Source organism: Curtobacterium sp. JUb34, assembly GCF_003755065.1.
GTDB lineage: Bacteria > Actinomycetota > Actinomycetes > Actinomycetales > Microbacteriaceae > Curtobacterium.
Genome location: NZ_RJVH01000005.1, coordinates 1 through 20,066 on the forward strand (window position 1 = coordinate 1; position 20,066 = coordinate 20,066).

The window sequence follows — 20,066 nt, forward strand, 5'->3', positions numbered from 1 at the left end:
GAGCGCTCACACGAGCACATCCCTCGGGGCACAGCAGCCCCGGCACCTGAGCGCGTCGAGGACGACGCGAGAGGAACAGAGGTACTTCGATGACGAAGCGCAGGATCATCGCGGGCGTTGCAGCCCTCGGCATCGCGATCGCACTCGCCGGCTGCTCGGCCGGTGGCCGTGCGTCCACCGACGGCGGCGGCAGCACCGACAACAAGGGCGCCCTGGTCGGCGTCGCCATGCCGACCAAGGTGTCGGAACGCTGGATCAAGGACGGCGACGCCGTCAAGAGCGACCTCGAGAAGGCCGGCTACAAGGTCGACCTCGAGTACGGCGACAACAAGGTCCAGCAGCAGGCCCAGCAGGTCAGCAACATGATCACGAAGGGCGCGAAGGTCCTCATCATCGCGTCGATCGACGGCGGAGCACTCTCCGACCAGCTCGACGCCGCCGCCAAGGCCGGCATCAAGGTGATCTCCTACGACCGCCTGCTGACGGGCAACAAGAACGTCGACTACTACGTGTCGTTCGACAACGAGAAGGTCGGCGTCGACCAGGCGACGAGCCTGCTCACCGGCCTCGGCGTCCTCGACGACAAGGGCGAGAAGACCGGCGAGAAGGGCCCGTTCAACATCGAGGTCTTCGCCGGCTCGCTCGACGACAACAACGCCAGCTTCTTCTTCAACGGCGCCATGAAGACCCTCAAGCCGTACCTCGAGGACGGCACGCTGAAGATCCAGTCGGGTCAGGACCAGCTCTCGCAGGCCGCCACGCAGCAGTGGGACCCGGCGACCGCCAAGGCCCGCATGCAGAACCTGGTCGCGAAGTCCTACTCGGGCGGCACCACGCTCGACGGCGTGCTCTCGCCGTACGACGGCATCTCGATCGGCATCATCTCGGCGCTGCAGGGTGCCGGCTACGGCACCAGCGACCGCCCGCTGCCGACCGTCACGGGCCAGGACGCCGAGGCGGCGTCGGTCAAGTCGATCATCGCCGGTCAGCAGTACTCGACCATCTACAAGGACACGCGCAAGCTCGCCAAGCAGTCGGTCACCATGGCCGAGGACCTGCTCACCGGCAAGAAGCCCGAGGTCAACGACACGAAGAGCTACGACAACAAGGTCAAGGTCGTCCCGACCTTCCTCTTCCAGCCGACGGTCGTCACGAAGGACAACTACAAGGAAGTCCTCGTCGACTCGGGCTACTACACCGAAGCCGACCTGAAGTAGTCGCAACCCACCTGTCGGACAGGAGGCACGGGTCGACCCCGCCCCGTGCCTCCCGTCCGCCCCATCCGCGCGCCACGGCGCGCACCACGGAAGGCGGTCGACGTGACGGACACGATCCTCGAGATGCGTGACATCACCAAGACGTTCCCCGGCGTGAAGGCCCTGCAGGGCGTCTCGATCGAGGTCGAGCGTGGCCAGGTCCACGCCATCTGCGGCGAGAACGGCGCCGGCAAGTCGACCCTGATGAAGGTGTTGTCGGGCGTCTACCCGCACGGCTCCTTCGAGGGGCAGATCCTGCTCGACGGCGCACCGGTCTCGTTCGCGGACATCAACGACTCCGAGGCCTCGGGCGTCGTCATCATCCACCAGGAGCTCGCGCTGAGCCCGTTCCTGTCGATCGCCGAGAACATCTTCCTCGGCAACGAGCGGTCCAAGGGCGGCTTCATCGACTGGAACAAGACGAACCTCGCCGCCGCCGAGCTCCTGCAGCGCGTCGGCCTCAAGGACAACCCGGTCACGAAGATCGTGGACATCGGTGTCGGCAAGCAGCAGCTCGTCGAGATCGCGAAGGCACTGTCGAAGAAGGTCAAGCTCCTCATCCTCGACGAGCCCACCGCCGCCCTGAACGACGACGACTCCGCGCACCTGCTCGAGCTCATCCGCTCGTTGCAGGCCGAGGGCATGACGGCGATCATCATCAGCCACAAGCTCAACGAGATCAAGGCGATCGCCGACAAGGTGACGATCATCCGCGACGGCAAGACCATCGAGACGCTCGACATGCACGCCGACGACGTGTCCGAGGACCGCATCATCCGCGGCATGGTCGGCCGCGACCTGTCGAACCGGTACCCCGAGCACGATCCCCGGATCGGCGAGGAGCTCCTGCGGATCGAGGACTGGACGGTCCACCACCCGCTCGACGGGTCGCGCGAGATCATCCACCAGGTCAACCTGAACGTGCGGGCCGGCGAGATCGTCGGCATCGCCGGACTGATGGGCGCCGGGCGGACCGAACTCGCGATGAGCGTGTTCGGCAGGTCGTACGGATCCGGCATCAGCGGGACCGTCTACAAGCGCGGCGAGCCGATCAAGACCCACACGGTGTCACAGGCGATCGACCACGGCATCGCGTACGTCACCGAGGACCGCAAGCGGTACGGCCTGAACCTGATCGACGACATCAAGCGGAACATCTCCGGGTCGGCGCTCGGGAAGCTCGCGAACTGGGGCTTCGTCAACGCGTCCGAGGAGACCACGGTCGCCGGGCAGTTCCTGAAGAACCTCAACATCAAGGCACCGAACGTCGACGTCGTCACGGGCAAGCTCTCCGGCGGCAACCAGCAGAAGGTCGTCCTGTCGAAGTGGATGTACACCGATCCCGACGTGCTCATCCTCGACGAGCCGACCCGCGGCATCGACGTCGGTGCGAAGTACGAGATCTACACGATCATCAACAGCCTCGCGGACCAGGGCAAGGGGGTCATCGTGATCTCCTCGGAGCTCCCGGAGCTCCTCGGCATCTGCGACCGCATCTACACGCTCTCCGAGGGCACCATCACCGCTGATGTGCCCCGCTCCGAGGCCACCCCAGAGGTCCTCATGCAGTACATGACCCAGGAACGGGAGACCCCTGTCAATGAACGCGCTTAAGTCCGCCGCCGGCTACCTCACCGGGCAGCTCCGACAGATCGGCCTGTTCATCGCGCTGATCGTCATCGTCGTCTTCTTCCAGGTGACGACCAACGGCATCACCCTGGCCCCGATCAACGTCTCGAACCTGATCGTCCAGAACAGCTACATCCTCATCCTCGCCATCGGCATGGTGATGGTCATCATCGCCGGGCACATCGACCTGTCGGTCGGGTCGGTCGTCGCCTTCACCGGCGCGATGGCCGGCGTGATGATCACGCAGTGGCACATCCCGTGGCCGATCGCCGTCGTGCTCTGCCTGGTCGTCGGTGCGCTCGTCGGCGCCTGGCAGGGGTTCTGGATCGCCTACTTCGGGATCCCGGCGTTCATCGTCACCCTGGCCGGCATGCTCGCCTTCCGCGGTGCGGCGCAGATCGTGCTGCACAACCAGCAGATCTCGCCGTTCCCGGACGGGTTCCGTGCCCTCGGGTCCGGCTTCCTGCCGTCGTTCGGCACCACCGGCTACGAGCCGCTCACGATGATCCTCGGCTTCGCCGCCGCAGCCGTCATGGCCGTCACCGCGTTCCGCGGCCGCGCCACCCGCCGCAAGTACCAGCTCGAGAGCGAACCGTTCGCCTGGTTCATCGTGAAGCTCGTCTTCGGCGTGGTGCTGGTCGTCTACGTTGCCCTCCTGCTCGCGAGCTACAACGGCACCCCGATCGTGCTCGTCATCCTCGGTGCCCTCGTGGTGATCTACTCGGTCATCATGCGGAGCGCGGTGTTCGGCCGCCACGTCTACGCCATCGGCGGCAACGCCCTGGCCGCGCAGCTGTCCGGCGTGAAGACCAAGCGCGTCACGTTCATGCTCTTCGTCAACATGGGTGTCATCTCGGCCCTGGCCGGCGTGGTCTTCACCGGTCAGCTCAACCTGGCGGCCCCCGGTGCGGGCAACGGCTTCGAGCTCGACGCCATCGCCGCGGTGTTCATCGGTGGCGCGGCGGTCACGGGCGGCATCGGCACGGTCCCGGGCGCCATCGTCGGTGGCCTCATCATCGGCCTGCTCAACAACGGCATGTCGATCCTCGGCGTCGGCACCGAGTACCAGTCCCTGATCAAGGGCCTGGTCCTGCTCGCCGCCGTCGCGTTCGACGTGTTCAACAAGCGTCGGGCGGCCGCCGCGCGCAAGTAGGGCGTCGGTCCGGGGTCACCCCCGCGAAAGCGACAGAGTGCTGCGGAACATCCGCGCACTTCTGTCGCTTTCGTGCGTCAGCGGGACAGGACCGCCCACCCCCGGGCCGGGAGGCGCATGGTCCCGTCCCCGAGATCGGCACCGCCCGCCTCCACCTGCGTCGCGTCGGCTGCGGGAACCTCGACGGGGTCGGCCGACAGGTTCAGGGCGGTCACCACGGCCGCGGCCGACGTCGCGGTGCGCAGTACGACCGCGGTGTTCGTCAGGTGGACGACGTCGGTGTGCGCCCGGTGCAGCCACGGGTTGCGGCGGCGCAGGGCGATGAGCGCCTCGTACGCGTGCGTCAGCGCGCCCGGTGCGGGTGGTGTGGGCGGGAACTTCGGTCGGACGGCATCGTCGCCGCCCTCGCGTTCCTCCTTCACCCCGGTCCAGCCGTACTCGTCGCCCGCGTAGACGATCGGCGTGCCGGCGACGGTGAACAGCACCGCGGCGGCGTGGCCGGCGAACGGCTCCCCAACGGCGCTCGCGACGCGGGTCACGTCGTGGTTGCCGATGAAGGTCGTCGGGGCGAAGGTCTCGAGCAGGGCGTCGTGCCGCTCGATCGCGTGCGCCAACTCGTGGCCGTTGCCGTCCGCGATGCCGTGCCAGATCCCCTGCCACAACTCGTACTGCGTCAACGAGTCCATGGTCGACTCCCGGGCGATCGCCGCCGCGTCGCCGTGGATCACCTCGCCGCTGAACCACGCGTCCGGGAACCGCTCCCGCACCCGCGGCAACACCCTGGCCCAGAACGCCGGCGGCACCGCGTACGCAGCATCGAGGCGCCAGCCGTCGATCCCCCGCTCCAGCCAGTGCGTCATCACCTGGACGACGAGGTCCTCGGTCGCTGCGCTGTCGTGGTCGAGCGCCACGAGGATGTCGTGCCCCTCGAACAACCCGACGGGCACCGGCTGCCCCGGGGTCCACCCCGCCCAGTCGATCGCGAAGAGGTCAGCGGTCGCTGCGTCCGGCCCCCGCTCCTCGAGCGCCCGGAACGCCGGGTGCTCGCGGCCGACGTGGTTGAAGACGCCGTCGAGCAGGACCCGGATCCCCCGCTCCCGCGCGGCGGTGACCAGGTGGTCGAAGTCGGCGTCGTCGCCGAGCCGGGGGTCGATGCGGAAGTGGTCCACCGTGTCGTAGCCGTGCGTCGAGCTCGCGAACACCGGTCCGAGCACCAGGCCGTTCAGGCCGAGGTCCACGACGTGGTCGAGCCAGGGCTCGATGCGGCCGAGGCGGTGCTCGACGGCGCGTTCCTCGACAGCAGAACCGGGTCGGACGTCCGCCCCGACGAACCCGAGCGGGTAGACGTGCCACCACATGACGTGCTCGATCCAGGAAGGCTCGGGCTGACGGACGGGGACGGTGTCGGAGGTCACCGCTCCGATGCTGCCAGCCGGACCCGCGCCGGGTGCGCTCGTGCTGAGAACGGACAGGAGCAGCAGGACGAAGATGACGGCATGGGACGCGCGATCAGAACGGAAGCGGACGCTGCGGCGAACGAGGCGGAGCACGCCGAGCGCACGTGCGCGTCGTGCGGTCGGACGATGCCCGCGTCCGCGGCCCCGGAAGCGCGGTACTGCTCCGCAGCGTGCCGGAAGCACGGAGTCGACGCCACCGACCGGGCCCTCGAACAGCGCATCGACGAGCTCCTCGCCGCGCGGGCCCGGACCTCGAGCATCTGCCCGTCCGAGGTCGCGCGTTCGCTCGAGCCCGATGACTGGCGGCCGCTCATGGAACCCGCCCGTCGAGCGGCTCGACGGATGACGGCCCGCGGCGAGGTCGAGATCACCCAGGGCGGCTCCGTCGTCGACCCCTCGACGGCGAAGGGCCCGATCCGTATCCGTCGCCCGCGGTGAGGGAACACCTGTCGTCCATCGTCGGTTGGGCACGGAGATGACTGCAACCGGATCGACCGCACCGACCTCCGCCCAGCCCCGAGCCCTCGTCGTGGGAGCCAGCGGCATCACCGGGTCCGCCCTGGTGGGCCACCTGCTCGACCTCGACTGGGACGTGACCGCGTTGTCCCGCCGGCCGCTCGCCGAGCAGGGCGTCCGGACCGTCGCAGCGGACCTGCGCGACCCCGAGAGCCTGGCGACCGCGCTCGCCGACGAGCAGCCGACCCACGTGTTCTTCACCGCGTGGCAGCGCCAGGAGACCGAAGCGGAGAACATCCGCGTGAACGGCGGTATGGTCCGCGACCTGCTGGCCGCGTTGTCACACGCTCCGCTCGAGCACGTCGCCCTCGTCACCGGCCTGAAGCACTACCTCGGCCCGTTCGAGGCCTACGCCGCGGGCGAGATGCCGGACACGCCCTTCCACGAGGAAGAGCCCCGACTCGACACCCCGAACTTCTACTACGCGCAGGAGGACGAGCTGTTCGCCGCCGCCGAGCGCCAGGGCTTCACGTGGTCGGTGCACCGCTCGCACACCGTGATCGGGCACGCCGTCGGCAACGCGATGAACATGGGCCTGACCATCGCGGTGCAGGCCACGCTGGCGAAGGAGCTCGACCTGGACTTCGTGTTCCCGGGCAGCGAGGCGCAGTGGAACGGCCTGACCGACATGACCGAGGCCGGGATCCTCGCCGAGCAGATGGTCTGGGCAGCGACCGCACCCGAGGGTGCCGACGAGGCCTTCAACATCGTGAACGGCGACGTCTTCCGGTGGCGCTGGATGTGGCCGCGGCTCGCGGCGCACCTCGGCGTCGACCCGGCGCGCGTGGTCGGCTACGAGGACGAGCCGCGGCCGCTCGAGCAGCAGATGGCACCCTACGAGTCCGAGTGGGCCGGCATCGCCGAGCGACACGGTCTGGCAGAGGCGGACATCACCCGGCTCGCCTCGTGGTGGCACACCGACGCCGACCTCGGTCGCGCGATGGAGGTCGTCACCGACATGGGGAAGAGCCGCGACGCCGGGTTCACGGCCTTCCGCCGGACCGAACGCGCGTTCGCCGACCTGTTCGCCCGGTACCGGGCCGACCGCCTCATCCCGTGATCAGCGACGCGCCTGTCCCGCCGCAGTGAACGGGGTACAGGCGCGTCCGTACTGTCGGTGGCACACCGCCGGGACCGCCGGTGATGCCCCACCGGAAGGAATCACCATGTCGCTCGGAGACAAGGCCAAGGACGCCACGCAGAAGATCGTCGGCAAGGTCGAGGAGAAGGTCGGCGAGCACACCGACGACCAGGAGCTGCACGCCCAGGGCAAGAAGGACCAGCACATGGGCGAGGCGCGCATGCAGACGGAGAAGGCGAAGGACGCCGTCGACGACGCGTGAGCACCAGCTCGTGAACGCACCGACGGCTCGACGTCTGCTGACGTCGGGCCGTCGGTGCGTTCAGAAGGCGTACCGGATGCGGCAGGACGGCAGGTGCTCGGCGACGAGTTCGCGGAAGCGCTCGACGAGCTGTCCCTTCGTGCCGGACCGGTAGCGGACGTTCACTGCGCCGTTCTGCGACACCTTCTGCTCCTGCAGGTCGGGGCGCCACAGCAGGTCCTCGGCCTTCGGGTGCCAGCCGAGGTTGACCTCGTGCAGGGGTTGGTTGTGCGTGAGGAAGATCACTTCCGCCGCGAGCTGCGCCTTGGCGGCCGGGGACAGCACGTCGTCGACCTGCCGCAGCAGTTCGGCCCAGTCGGCTTCCCAGGTCGGGGTGACGATGACCGGCGAGAAGTTCAGGTGGACCTCGTACCCGGCGTCGACGAAGTCGTTCACCGCGGCGATGCGCTCGGCGATCGGGCTCGTGCGGATGTCGGTGACCTTCGCGGTCTCGTGCGGCATGAGCGAGAACCGGATGCGGGTCCGGCCCATCGGGTCCCAGTCGAGCAGGTCGCGGTTGACGTACTTCGTCGCGAACGAGGCCTTGGCCGTCGGGGTCATCCGGAAGAGGTCGCAGAGGTCACGCACGTTGTCGCTGAGCATCGCGTCGACCGAGCAGTCGCTGTTCTCGCCGATGTCGTAGACCCAGGCTTCCGGGTCGCACTGGTTCGGTTCGGTCTTCGGTCCCTGCTTCGCGATGTTCCGTGCGACGTGCTTCGTGATCTGGTCGATGTTCGCGAACACCGTCACCGGGTTGCTGTAGCCCTTGCGCCGCGGCACGTAGCAGTACGCGCACGCCATGGCGCAGCCGTTCGCGGTCGACGGCGCGATGAAGTCGGCGGAGCGACCGTTCGGCCGGGTGACCAGCGACTTCTTCACGCCGAGCACGAGCGCCTCGGTCTTGATCCGGACCCAGCGCTGGACGTTCCGTTCGTCGCCGTGCACCTCGGGGATGTTCCAGTGCGACTCGACCGGGACGATCTCGGCGTCCGGCCAGCGCCCGAGGATCTCCTGCCCGCGCTGCAGTTCGAGGGCGGCCGGCTCGGCGTAGATGCGTCGGACGTCGAGCATCGGGCGGACGCGGTCGTTGCTCATCGGCTCCTGTCTACCCGACACCACCGACGGTGCAGACTCGGACCATGACCGCCGAGCCCGACGACCACTTCTTCGTCGTGGACGGCCGACGCTGGCGCCGCACCGACCCCGCGCTGCCCGAGGACATCGCGGCGGCGCTCCGGAGCCACCTCGGCCGTGGGCGGAACGCCGTCAAGCAGGCCAAGCGTGCGGACGATGACGGAGCACTGGCTGCGGCGCGGCACCGGAACGGCCTGGCGAAGCACGGCCTCGGCGAACGGGGCCCGGAGTGGTGGACGCGGCCCGAGGCCGATCGGATCGCCGACGCCGAGCGTGCCCTCGCCGACCTGGACGCGCTCGACCGCGACTGATCCTTCCCATAACGCCCGCGGTGGAAAGCAGAATCGGGCGTCCCTGGTCGAAACTTCCGACCAGGGACGCCCGATTCGACCAGGTACGCGCGGCTACGCCTCGGTGTGGCCCAACGCCGGCTCGAGGAGCAGGTGCGCCGTGCGGGACGCCGATGCGTGCAGCTCGAGGACGACGAGGTCGTTCCGGCCTGAGCGCAGGACCGGGCCGGGGATCGCCAGGGTCTGCTGCGGGCCGCGCGACCAGTACCGGCCGAGGCAGAACCCGTTGACCCAGGCGACACCCTTGCGGAAGCCGTCGAGCGACAGGTAGCGGTCGTCCACCGCGTCGAGGTCGAACGACCCGGTGGCGAACGTCGGTCCGGCGAGCACCTCGCCGTCGGCCGGTTCCACGGCGGACAGCGCCTCGAGTGCGGACGGGGCGATCGGGTCGAGCGCCAACGGCGACGCGGTCCAGCGCGAGAGCGGGACCCCGTCGACGGCGACCCCGCCGATCAGGCCCTTCGGCTCGCCGATGCGGATGCCGTAGTCGACCCGCCCCTGGTCCTCGACGAGCAGTTCGAGCGTGCCGGTCACCGGCGGCAGGACGATCGCACGGTCGTGGTGCTCGCGCTCCAGGACGCCCACGACCACACCGTCGACGGACACGATCGCGCGGTCGCGGACCTCGGTGCCGACGGTCAGCACGCCGCCGGACGGCAGGTCGACCTCGGCCCGGTACAGGACGAAGCCGCTCGCCGCACCGAGGGCGTCGAACGTCGGCGGCTCGTCGTGCGCCGACCACGTCGTGAGCGTGGGCAGCAGGGAGCGGAGCGACGCGACGCGGTCCAGGCGGACGGCGAGGTCCGTGGCGGGGACGACCCGGGCCTCCCGGTCGGCTCCGTCCGCAGCATCGGACGCGAGCCGACCCGATCCACCCGGCTCCATCGATGCCGGCAGCGGCGGCACGGGCGCGTAGCGCTCGATGACCGCGCGGAAGGCGTGGAACTTCGGGGTGGGCCGACCGGCCTCGTCGAGCGGGGCGTCGTAGTCGTAGGACGTCGCGATCGGACGGTAGACGCCCTTGTCGTTCGCGCCGTTCGTGAAGCCGAAGTTCGTGCCGCCGTGGAACATGTAGATGTTGACCGAGCCGCCGGCGGCGAGCAGGTCGTCCAGGTCCGTTGCCGAGGCAGCCGCCGGCGTGGTGTGGTGGTGCTCACCCCAGCTGTCGAACCAGCCGTCCCAGAACTCGGAGCACATCAGGGGGCCGGTGGGCTGCGCCTGCCGCAGGCGCTCGAGGCGGGCGACAGAGCGCGAGCCGAACGAGCCGGTCTTGTGCAGCGACGGCAGCGAGCCGTCCTCGAGCATCGTGCCCATCGGCTGGTCGACGCTCGTGAAGGGGACGGTGAGCCCGATCGCCCGGTGCATCTGCTCGAGCTTCGACAGGTAGACGGGGTCGGAACCGTAGGCGCCGTACTCGTTCTCGACCTGCACCAGGACGATGGGTCCGCCGTTGTCGATCTGCCGCGGGACCAGCACCGGCGCCAACGCGTGCAGGTACGAGGAAACGGCTGCGAGGAACCCCGGCTCGTCGCGTCGTACGCCGACGGTGCCGTCGGCGAAGAGCCAGTACGGCAGGCCGCCGTTGGTCCACTCCGCGCAGATGTAGGGGCCGGGGCGGACGATGGCGTGCATGCCCTCGGCGGCGACCAGGTCGAGGAACCGGCCCAGGTCGAGCCCGCCCGTCAGGTCGAAGACCCCGGGCGACGGGGCGTGCGCGTTCCAGGCGACGTAGGTCTCGATGGTGTTCAGCCCCATCAGCTTCGCCTTGCGGATGCGGTCGGCCCACAGGTCGGGGTGCACGCGGAAGTAGTGGATCGCGCCGGACAGGACCCGGTGCGGCTCGCCGTCGAGCAGGAAGTCGGTGTCGCCGATGGCGAATCGCATGGTGTGACTTTCTCATGGCCGGCCGGAGCCGGGCGTGGAGCGGGGCCGTGCGGACGTGTCCGCACGGCCCCGCCGAGGGTGCGGTGCCTACTTGGTCGAGACCGTGAAGCCCTGGTCCTTGCCGTACTTGGCGAGGGCCTTCTGCCAGGCCTCGAGGCCGGCGTCGAGCGAGGTGCCGTTCTCGTACGCCTGACCGACGGTGTCGGCGTAGACGCTGTTCGCGTACACCTGGTACGGCAGGTAGGTGAAGTCGTTGTCCGAGGACTTCGACGCGTCGACGAGCACCTTGTTGATCTGCTGGCCGCCGAAGTACTCCGGCTTCTCGTCGAGGAAGGCCGACGAGTCGAGGTCGGCGGTGGTCGAGGGGAACCCTCCGGACTTCATGAAGACGTCGGTCGACGCCTTCGACGAGTTCAGCCACTTCAGGAAGCCCGCGGCGAGGGCCGGGTTCTTCGACTGCTTCATGACGACCTCGGCGCTGCCGCCGTTGTTCGCGGTCTGGGCGGTGCCGCCGTCGTAGGTCGGCATCGGGGCGACGCGCCAGTCACCCGAGGCCTGGGCGACGCCGGACTCCAGGTTGCCGGGCATCCAGGCGCCGGTGATCATCGTGGCGATCTCACCGTTGCCGAGCTGCTTGTACCAGTCGTCGGTCCAGCCGACCGTCTTCGACAGCAGGCCCTGCTCGACGAGCTCGTTCCAGGTGCTGGTCCACTTCTTGGTGCCCGCGTCCTGCAGGTTGATGGTGACCTTGTCGCCGTCGGTGGTGAACGGGGTGCCACCGGCCTGGGCGATCATGCTCGTGGTGAAGCCGGCGTCGCCGGAGTCGGCTGCGATGTACGCGTTCGGGTCGGCCTCGTGCAGCTTCTTCGCGGCGGTGACGTACTCGTCCCACGTCTTCGGCACGGCGATGTCGTGCTTGTCGAAGACCGTCTTGTTGTAGAACAGCGCCATGGGGCCGGAGTCCTGCGGCAGGCCGTAGACCTTGCCGTCGATCGAGACCGAGCTCCAGGTGCTCTTCGCGAACTTGTCCTCGAGCGAGTCGAAGCCGTAGCCGGACAGGTCGAGGAGCGAGTCGGACAGGGCGAACTGCGGCAGCGCGAAGTACTCGACCTGGGCGACGTCGGGGGCGCCGGAGCCGGCCTTCACGGTGTTCTGCAGCTTCGTGTACTGGTCGGCGCCGGTGCCGGCGTTGACGAGCTTGACCTTCACCTTGGGGTACTGCTTCTCGAACGCGGCGACCTGGGCCTTGGCGGAGGGGGTCCAGGACCAGTAGGTCAGGGTGCCACCGTCCTTCAGGGCCTTGTCGATGTCGTCGGACGAACCGCCGGAGGACGAGCCGCCGGACGCGCAGGCAGCGAGGGCGATCGCTGCGGTGACGCCGATGGCGAGGGCGCTGAGCCCGCGCCGGAGACGCTTGTTCATGGGGGTGCCTTTCACTTCTTCGTGGAGAGGGGGTGGAGCTTGCTGTGTCAGGCCTTGACCGACCCGGCCGCGAGGCCGGACTGCCAGAAGCGCTGGAGGAAGAGGAACGCGACCACGATCGGGATGATCGTGAGGAGCGATCCGGTGACGACGAGGTTGTAGATCGGCTGCGCGCCGGACCCGGTGGCCTGGGCGTTCCACTGGTTCAGGCCGACCGTCAGGGGGTACCACTTCGGGTCGCTCAGCATGATGAGCGGCAGGAAGTAGTTGTTCCAGGTGGCGACGACCGCGAAGAGCAGGACGGTGACGACACCGGGAGCGAGCAGGCGGAGCGCGATCGTGAAGAAGATCCGGAACTCACCGGCGCCGTCCATGCGGGCGGCTTCGAGGAGCTCGGCGGGGATCGCGTCGACCGCGTAGGTCCAGATCAGGTACATGCCGAACGGGCTGATGAGCGACGGCAGGATGATCGACCACGGGGTGTTGGTCAGGCCGACCTGCGAGAAGAGCAGGAAGGTCGGGACCGCCAGCGCCGTGCCGGGGACCGCGATGGCACCGAGCACGATGGCGAACACCGCGCGGCGTCCGGGGAACTGGAACTTCGCCATGCCGTAGCCGGCGACGGTCGCGAGCAGCGTGGCGCCACCCGCACCGACGACCACGTAGAGCAGCGTGTTGCCGAACCACTGCAGGAAGATGCCGTCGTTGTACGTGACGGTGTCGACGATGTTCTGCCAGAGGTTGAAGTCCCCGCCGAACCAGAGGCCGAAGGTCGACAGCAGCGACGCCTGCGTCTTCGTGCTGTTCACGAGCAGGTAGAACAGCGGCGCGAACGAGTACACGACGAAGACGACCATGACCGCGGTCAGCAGGCCGGAACGCTTCGGCTTGCGTCCGTCCACGTGCTCCTCGGCCTTCCTGGAGGCGCGGATCGAGCGGGTGCGCGGCGCACGTTGCGTCGTGGTCGCCTCGGTCACCGTGGCCGCTGCGGGCCCGGCGGGGTGCTGGATGGTGCTCATCGGTTCTCCTCGCGGGTGCCGCGGACCTGGACGACGTAGGCGATCACCGCGGTGATCACGCCCATCACGATCGCGACCGTGGCGGAGTAGTTGAACTGCTGACCGCTGAAGGACAGCGAGTAGGCGTACATGTTCGGGGTGAAGGCGCTGCCGATGACGTTCGGTGCGAGCGTCTTGAGCAGGTTCGGCTCGTTGAAGAGCTGGAAGCTGCCGATGATCGAGAAGATCGTGGCGATGACCATCGGGCCGCGGAGCGCCGGGAGCTTGATCGAGAACACCGTGCGCAGGGGGCCGGCGCCGTCGAGCTCGGCGGCCTCGTACAGCTCACCGGGCACCGTGCGGAGTGCGGCGTAGAAGATCAGCATGTTGTAGCCGAGGAACTCCCACGTGACCACGTTGCCGATGCTCGTCAGGACCCAGGTGGGGCTGAAGGGCTGCAGCAGGTCGATGCCGAGGGCATCGTTCGCGGCGCCGGTGAGACCGAACTGGTTGCCGTAGATGAAGCCCCAGATCAGGGCCGCGACGACACCGGGGACGGCGTAGGGCAGGAAGACCGCGATGCGGAAGAACGACGTGCCCCAGAGTCGGGCGCTGTCGAGCGCGAGGGCGGCGACGAGTGCGAGCCCGAGCATGATCGGCACCTGGACGACCAGGAAGATCGCGACGCGGCCGAAGCCGGACCAGAACTTGGCGTCCTGGAAGAGCTGCACGTAGTTGGCGAACCAGACGAACTGGTTGCCGCCGATGAGCTGGTCGCGGAACAGGCTGAGCCAGAGGGCGTAGCCGATCGGGACGATGAGCATGGCGACGAGGACGACCACGAAGGGGCCGACGAAGAGCCAGCCGGTCCAGCGTCCGCGCGCCTTGGTCCGACGACCGGCCGGGCGGGGTGCTGCCGGCTGCGCTGCGGCTGCTTCGCCGGGCCGCGCTGCGAGCGTGCTCATGTGACTCCTTCGTCTGCTGCGTTCGGGTGGTCGATGTCGACGTCGCAGCCCCGGACGGATCAGAGGTCCGGGGTGAACACCGATGTTGACGTCAACATCGAACGTCAGGACGATAGCATGGCAACGTCAACATGCACTACCGTCCGGGGAGGCAGACTGCGCGAACCCGCAACGGAAGGAGCGAGCCGATGACGACCGAGTCCCCCGCCGGCACCCGCCGCTCGCCCTCGATGGCCGCCGTCGCCGACGCAGCCGGGGTCTCCATGCAGACGGTCTCGCGTGTCGCCCGAGGGTTCGACAACGTCAGCCCGGACACCCGCGACCGGGTCCAGCGCGCGATGGACGCCCTCGGCTACCGCCCGAACCGCGCAGCCCGTGCCCTGCGATCAGGGCGCTTCCGCACCATCGGCGTGATCATGTTCACCCTCGCGTCCTTCGGCAACATGCGCACGCTCGAGGCGATCGCCGACGCCGCCGGTGCCGCCGACTTCACGATCACGCTGCTGCCGATGGCCTCGCGCACCGAGGAAGGCGTCCGCTCCGCGTTCTCCCGCCTGCACGAGCAGGCCGTCGACGGCGTCGTGATCATCATCGAGTCGCACATCATCGACACGGCCGAGGTCGTCCTGCCCGACGGGGTGCCGATGGTCATCGTCGACTCCACCGGCAGCACGGAGCACCCGGCGATCGACACCGACCAGACCGATGGTGCCCGCCAGGCAACGCAGCACCTGCTCGACCTGGGCCACAAGACCGTCTGGCACGTCGCCGGACCGACCTCGTCGTACTCCGCCGCACGCCGGTTGGCCGCGTGGCAGGACACCCTGTCGCGCGCCGGACGGGTCGTCCCGCCGGTCTTCCACGGCGGCTGGACGACCGAGCACGGCTACTCGGCAGGGCTCGAGATCGCTGCACGCCCGGACATCACCGCGGTGTTCGCCGCGAACGACCAGACCGCCCTCGGGGTGCTCCGCGCCGCACACGAGTCCGGGCGGTCCGTGCCGTCGTCGCTCAGCGTGGTGGGGTTCGACGACTCCCCCGAGTCCGACTCCTTCTGGCCGCCGCTCACCACCGTGCACCAGTCGTTCGACGAGGTCGGTCGCCGAGCGGTCGCGAACCTGCTCGCCCAGATCGACGGCGAGTCCGTGCCCTCCACCCCCGACCTGGTGCCCGTGCGCCTGGTGGAGCGGTCGAGCACCGCGCCCCCGCCCGCGCGCTGACGCGGCCCGCCCGCGGGCCGGCCGCTGGCCGCTGGCCGCTGGCCGCTGGCCGCTGGCCGCTGGCCGCGGCCGCCGCGGCCCTGGTTCGCGGCCCTGGTTCGCGAAAGCGACTTTGTGCCGCCAACCTTCCGCGGAGAACTGTCGCTCTCGCGGACAGGACGGCGCAGCATGCCGCACATCTGTCGCCTTCGCGACCAACAGGCGGACGGGAGGCACGGTGCGGGCCCGCCACGGGCCTCCCGTCCGCAGCTCGGGGCGCACCCGCGAAAGCGACACTGTGCCGCCAACCATTCGCGGAGAACTGTCGCTTTCGCGGGCTGGACGCCGCAGCATGCCGGGAGACTGTCGCTTTCGCGGACCGGACCGGACCGGACCGGACCGACACGCGACACGCGACCGCCCCGCCCCGCCCCGCCCCGCGCGGGAACGAGCAGAGGACGTCGGGCGCGAGCGCCCGACGTCCTCTGTGCTCACTCGACGCCCGCCGCAGCGCACGCCGAGGCGTCTCAGCCGATCGACACGGCGGTCCAGGACACGGGCGGCAGCTCGATCGTGATGGTGTCGCCGTCGCGGCTGACCGTCTCGTTCGTGCGGAGCCCGACGCGCTCGGTGGACGACAGGTCGTTCACGGCGTGGATGTCGTCGTCCCAGATGCCCTCGGCACGGACGTCACCCGAGGCCGCCAGGCCCGCGAGGTCGATCGTGACGGTGGTCGACTCGGACGGGTGGCGGTTGATCAGGAAGACCGCTGCCTTGCCGTCCTCGGTCACGGTGGCGGCCGAGTCCACGACCGGCACCTCGCCGTACTTGCCGCCGTCGACGGTGTCGCCCGAGGCCTTGACCTGCAGCGACGTGCCGTTCGCCAGGCGCGACGTCAGCGAGAACGGGAAGAACGTCGTCTGGCGCCAGGCCGGGCCGCCGGGCTCGGTCATGATCGGGCCGATCACGTTGACGAGCTGCGCGAGCGAGGCCGAGGCGACGCGGTCCGCGTGCCGGAGCAGCGAGATGAGCAGCCCACCCACGACGACGGCGTCGGCGACGGTGTAGACGTCCTCGAGCAGGCGCGGGGCGACCGGCCAGTCCTGCGGCCCGAAGGTCTTCTGCTGCTCGTTCCACTTCGTGATCGACCAGACGTTCCACTCGTCGAACGAGATGTCGATGCGCTTGTCGGACTTCTTCTGCGCCTGCACGTGGTCGGCGGCGGTGGTGACCGTCTTGATGAAGTGGTCCATGTTCACGCCCGCGGCGAGGAACGACGGCAGATCGTCGCCCTCTTCGTAGTAGGCGTGCGCCGAGATGTAGTCCACGTCGTCGTAGGTGTGCTCGAGGACGGTGCGCTCCCACTCGCCGAACGTCGGCATCGACGCTCCGGAGGAACCGCAGGCGACCAGCTCGAGGTCGGGCTGGATCTGCCGCATCGCCTTCGCGGTCATGGCGGCGAGCTTGCCGTAGTCCTCGGCGTTCTTGTGGCCGAGCTGCCACGGGCCGTCCATCTCGTTGCCGAGGCACCACATCTTGATGGCGAAGGGTTCCTGGCGGCCGTTCGACTTGCGGTACTCGGACAGTGCGGTGCCGGCGTTGATGTTCGCGTACTCGAGGAGTTCGATCGCCTCGGCGGTGCCGCGCGTGCCGAGGTTGACAGCGAGCATGAGCTCGGAGCCGACCTGGTCGAGCCAGTGCTGGAACTCGTGCAGGCCGACCTCGTTCGTCTCGGTCGAGTGCCAGGCCAGGTCGAGGCGCTTCGGGCGCTGCTCGACGGGGCCGACGCCGTCCTCCCACTTGTAGCCGGAGACGAAGTTGCCGCCGGGGTAGCGGATGGCGGAGACGCCGAGTTCCTTGACGAGCTCGACGACGTCCTTGCGGAAGCCGTGCTCGTCGGCGGTCTCGTGCGCGGGCTCGTGGATGCCGTCGTAGACGTGGCGGCCGAGGTGCTCGACGAACCCGCCGAACAGGCGACGTCGCACCGGCCCCACGGTGAACGCGGCGTCGAGGACGAGGTGGGTGCGGGGCATGGATCTCCTTCGATCGTGCGAGAGCGGGTACTGCGGGTCATGCGGTGGGCGGGCACGGTCCGGCGCTCGGGAAGCGAAGCGGACCGTCACGAAAGTGAGCGCTCACCTGACCGAAACGCTACCGGGTTCCACGCCGACGCGAAAGGGGTGGCGGACAGCGAACGCGAGGGCTAATGTGAGCGCTCACGGAACAGCGACCCACTGCTCCGTGTCCGGAACAGCGATGCTCCGGCGGGAGCACCGACCCTGTTCCCGAGCCCGGCCCATCCCGATGGAGTGATGCCATGCCGAACCGCCCAGCAACACCCGCGTCGCGCCTCTCGCGCCGCGGCTTCCTCGCCGCAGGAGCGGCGGCCGCGACGGTCCTGCCGCTCGCCGCGTGCTCGAGCCCGATCGCAGCCGGCCTGGCCGGCAGTGCACTCAACCCCGAGACGCTCGTCTTCTGGAACCTCTTCGGCGGTGGTGACGGCCTCCGCATGCAGGCGATGGAGGACGGCTACGCGAAGCAGCACGGCGGATCGAGCTCGCTGCAGGCCACCACGTTCGCGTGGGGCAACCCGTACTACTCGAAGCTGACACTGGCCACCGTCGGGAACAAGCCGCCGGACGTCGCGGTCGCCCACCTGACCCGGGCGAAGCCGCTGTGGGACGGCGACCTGCTCGACCCGATCACGTCCGAGGACCTGGCGAGCGTCGGCCTCAGCGCCGCCGACTTCAACCAGAAGGCGTGGACGGCACAGAAGACCGACGGCAACAACATCGCCATCCCGCTCGACACGCACCCCTTCGTGCTCTTCTACAACGTCGACGTGTGCAAGAAGGCGGGCCTGCTCGACGCCGACGGCAACCTCAAGGACCTGTCCGGCATGGACACGTTCGAGAGCGCCCTCGCCGCGGTCGCGAAGGTCACCGGCGGCACGGCTCTCAACGTCGCCAACGTCGTGCCGGAGACCGCCACCCCGTGGCGCTTCTTCTGGACGATGTACAACCAGATCAACGACGCGACCCCCTTCATCAGCGACGGCGGCGCGAAGCTCACGGTCAACGAGGACGCCTACAACGAGGTCACCAGCCGCACCCAGAAGTGGGTCAAGCAGGGCTGGATGAACAAGGCGCTCGACTACGCCACGGCGCAGTCCCTGATGTTCGACGGCAAGGCCGGCTTCTTCATGCAGGGCGAGTGGGAGATCAGCACCGCGCAGTCCATCAAGGGACTGAAGTTCGGCATGGCCCCGATCCCGCAGCTGTACGACAAGCCCGCGACGCAGGCGGACTCGCACACGTTCGTGCTGCCGAAGAAGGACCGCACCCCGGAGCAGCGCAAGCAGCACATGCTCTTCATCAAGCAGATGCTCGAGCAGAGCCTGACCTGGGCCGAGGGCGGGCACGTGCCCGCCTACATCCCGACGTTCGACAGCAGCGCCTACAAGGAGCTCAAGCCCCAGTCGAACTACGCCGCCGCAGCCGAGACCGCCGTGTTCGACGACCCCGCCTGGTACGGCGGCTCCGGCTCGACCTTCGAGGGCACCGTCGGCGCCCAGCTGGCACTCGTGCAGCAGGGCAGCTCGTCGCCCGCGCAGGCACTCCGTGCCATCAAGTCGCAGCTCGCGACCTACCTGAACACCCCGAGCCCACTGTGACCGGGCCCGCGACCACCGGGCATGCACCTGCCCGGCACGTGAACGCCGTGAACACCGCGCGAAAGGCACGATGACGTGACCACAGCACCTGTCCTCGACCGGGCGACCGACGCGACCACCGCGCCGCGTCCGCGCCGGAGCCGCACCTACGGCACGAGCCTCACCCGTGGCCAGGGCCGCAGCGGTTGGCTCTTCCTCGCCCCGTTCGGCCTGTTCTACGTGGCCTTCCTGCTCGGCCCGACGGTCTGGATGATCGTCTCGAGCTTCTTCAACACCTCGACCGTGCGCACCGGCCTCGGCAGCTTCGCCGGGTTCGCGAACTACGCGGAGATGCTCGGACGCTCCGACTTCTGGTCGTCGCTCTGGCACACCCTGCAGTTCACGCTCTACACGACGCCGCCGCTCGTCATCCTGGCGTTCGTCTTCGCCGTCCTGACGAACCGGATGAACCGCGGCCAGTGGTTCTTCCGACTGGCGTTCTTCCTGCCGTTCATCCTGCCGTCAGCGACCATCTCGCTGATCTGGGTGTTCATCTTCACGCCGGCGACCGGCCTGTGGGCCAGCATGCAGTCGGCCATCGGCCTCACCCCGGGCTCCGGCATGCTGTCCAGCCCGAACACGGCGATGATCGGTGTCGCGATCGCCACCGTGTGGTGGACCCTCGGCTTCAACTTCGTGCTCTACCTGGCCGGCCTGCAGGAGATCCCGCGCGAACTGTACGAAGCGGCCGCCGTCGACGGTGCGTCGAACTGGCAGCAGATCAAGTCGATCACGCTGCCGCTGCTCGGCCGCACCACGACGCTGGTCATCCTGCTGCAGATCATCGCGAGCCTGAAGATCTTCGACCAGGTGTACCTGATGACGAACGGCGGACCGGGCATCTCCACCCAGGTCTCGCTGCAGCTCATCACGGGCGTCGGCTTCACCGACAACCGACTCGGCGCCGCCTCGGCAGCGTCGGTGCTCCTGTTCATCGTGATCGTCGCGATCGCGGTCATCCGGCAGCTCGTCGAGCGCGCTGCCGCCAAGCGAGAGATCGGGGCCTGAC

17 protein-coding genes are annotated in these 20,066 nt (G+C 68.9%); 10 read left to right on the forward strand and 7 right to left on the reverse strand.

Features of this window, described 5'->3' with window-relative positions; genetic code table 11:
- Positions 1-89: 89 nt before the first annotated feature.
- The 3 genes from chvE (at position 90) to mmsB (ending at position 4,038) form a co-directional block, all read left to right on the forward strand.
- A complete protein-coding gene (chvE, locus tag EDF63_RS16550; protein WP_123314107.1) occupies positions 90-1,217 on the forward strand; it encodes a multiple monosaccharide ABC transporter substrate-binding protein in 1,128 nt (375 codons plus the stop codon).
- A 102-nt stretch (positions 1,218-1,319) separates the two neighbouring features.
- Positions 1,320-2,870, forward strand: coding sequence for a multiple monosaccharide ABC transporter ATP-binding protein (mmsA, locus tag EDF63_RS16555; RefSeq protein WP_123314108.1), 1,551 nt, complete (start codon positions 1,320-1,322; stop codon positions 2,868-2,870).
- Complete coding sequence (gene mmsB, locus EDF63_RS16560) at positions 2,857-4,038, forward strand: multiple monosaccharide ABC transporter permease (protein WP_111086259.1); 1,182 nt, start codon at positions 2,857-2,859, stop codon at positions 4,036-4,038. Before mmsA ends, mmsB begins: the two co-directional genes overlap by 14 nt.
- Positions 4,039-4,115: 77 nt before the next feature.
- On the opposite strand, the gene EDF63_RS16565 is transcribed toward mmsB, so the two are convergent.
- On the reverse strand, positions 4,116-5,453 hold the full coding sequence (locus EDF63_RS16565) for an alpha-amylase family protein (RefSeq protein ID WP_260233147.1): 1,338 nt from the start codon (positions 5,451-5,453) through the stop codon (positions 4,116-4,118).
- Positions 5,454-5,534: 81 nt separating this feature from the next.
- Between EDF63_RS16565 and EDF63_RS16570 the strand changes: the two genes are divergently transcribed.
- The 3 genes from EDF63_RS16570 to EDF63_RS16580 all read left to right on the forward strand — a co-directional run bounded on the left by EDF63_RS16570 (position 5,535) and on the right by EDF63_RS16580 (position 7,354).
- Complete coding sequence (locus EDF63_RS16570) at positions 5,535-5,933, forward strand: DUF3253 domain-containing protein (RefSeq protein ID WP_123314109.1); 399 nt, start codon at positions 5,535-5,537, stop codon at positions 5,931-5,933.
- A gap of 37 nt (positions 5,934-5,970) precedes the next feature.
- Positions 5,971-7,071, forward strand: coding sequence for an SDR family oxidoreductase (locus tag EDF63_RS16575; protein WP_123314110.1), 1,101 nt, complete (start codon positions 5,971-5,973; stop codon positions 7,069-7,071).
- Between the two features lie 106 nt (positions 7,072-7,177).
- A complete protein-coding gene (locus EDF63_RS16580) occupies positions 7,178-7,354 on the forward strand; it encodes a CsbD family protein (protein ID WP_123314111.1) in 177 nt (58 codons plus the stop codon).
- Between the two features lie 60 nt (positions 7,355-7,414).
- On the opposite strand, the gene EDF63_RS16585 is transcribed toward EDF63_RS16580, so the two are convergent.
- The gene (locus EDF63_RS16585) at positions 7,415-8,488 is read right to left on the reverse strand and encodes a spore photoproduct lyase family protein (RefSeq protein ID WP_123314112.1); all 1,074 of its coding nucleotides are present in this window, start codon (positions 8,486-8,488) and stop codon (positions 7,415-7,417) included.
- A gap of 44 nt (positions 8,489-8,532) precedes the next feature.
- Here EDF63_RS16585 and EDF63_RS16590 point away from each other — a divergent pair, with 44 nt between their 5' ends.
- Positions 8,533-8,838 (forward strand): biopolymer transporter Tol, encoded by a 306-nt coding sequence (locus EDF63_RS16590; protein ID WP_123314113.1) that lies wholly within the window; start codon positions 8,533-8,535, stop codon positions 8,836-8,838.
- Positions 8,839-8,931: 93 nt separating this feature from the next.
- Here EDF63_RS16590 and EDF63_RS16595 read toward each other — a convergent pair whose 3' ends face one another.
- From EDF63_RS16595 to EDF63_RS16610, 4 genes are all read right to left on the reverse strand, one after another.
- Positions 8,932-10,761, reverse strand: a complete 1,830-nt coding sequence (locus EDF63_RS16595; protein WP_123314114.1) for a beta-galactosidase family protein — start codon at positions 10,759-10,761, stop codon at positions 8,932-8,934.
- 87 nt (positions 10,762-10,848) lie between these two features.
- Positions 10,849-12,183 carry a sugar ABC transporter substrate-binding protein gene (locus EDF63_RS16600; RefSeq protein WP_185021482.1) on the reverse strand — a complete coding sequence of 445 codons (1,335 nt, stop codon included), beginning with the start codon at positions 12,181-12,183 and terminating at the stop codon, positions 10,849-10,851.
- Positions 12,184-12,230: 47 nt separating this feature from the next.
- A complete protein-coding gene (locus EDF63_RS16605; protein ID WP_221180584.1) occupies positions 12,231-13,202 on the reverse strand; it encodes a carbohydrate ABC transporter permease in 972 nt (323 codons plus the stop codon).
- Positions 13,199-14,146 (reverse strand): carbohydrate ABC transporter permease, encoded by a 948-nt coding sequence (locus tag EDF63_RS16610; RefSeq protein WP_123314116.1) that lies wholly within the window; start codon positions 14,144-14,146, stop codon positions 13,199-13,201. The genes EDF63_RS16605 and EDF63_RS16610 overlap by 4 nt, the downstream gene beginning before the upstream one ends.
- A 188-nt stretch (positions 14,147-14,334) precedes the next feature.
- On the opposite strand from EDF63_RS16610, the gene EDF63_RS16615 reads away from it, so the two are divergent.
- Complete coding sequence (locus EDF63_RS16615; protein ID WP_123314117.1) at positions 14,335-15,366, forward strand: LacI family DNA-binding transcriptional regulator; 1,032 nt, start codon at positions 14,335-14,337, stop codon at positions 15,364-15,366.
- A 506-nt stretch (positions 15,367-15,872) separates the two neighbouring features.
- Here EDF63_RS16615 and EDF63_RS16620 read toward each other — a convergent pair.
- Entirely contained in the window at positions 15,873-17,378 is a 1,506-nt protein-coding gene (locus tag EDF63_RS16620; protein WP_123314118.1) for an alpha-N-arabinofuranosidase, read from the reverse strand.
- Between the two features lie 284 nt (positions 17,379-17,662).
- On the opposite strand from EDF63_RS16620, the gene EDF63_RS16625 reads away from it, so the two are divergent.
- Together EDF63_RS16625 and EDF63_RS16630 are read left to right on the forward strand one after the other, a co-directional pair.
- Positions 17,663-19,018, forward strand: a complete 1,356-nt coding sequence (locus EDF63_RS16625) for an extracellular solute-binding protein (RefSeq protein ID WP_123314119.1) — start codon at positions 17,663-17,665, stop codon at positions 19,016-19,018.
- A 75-nt stretch (positions 19,019-19,093) separates the two neighbouring features.
- Positions 19,094-20,065, forward strand: coding sequence for a carbohydrate ABC transporter permease (locus tag EDF63_RS16630; RefSeq protein WP_123314120.1), 972 nt, complete (start codon positions 19,094-19,096; stop codon positions 20,063-20,065).
- Position 20,066: the final 1 nt, after the last annotated feature.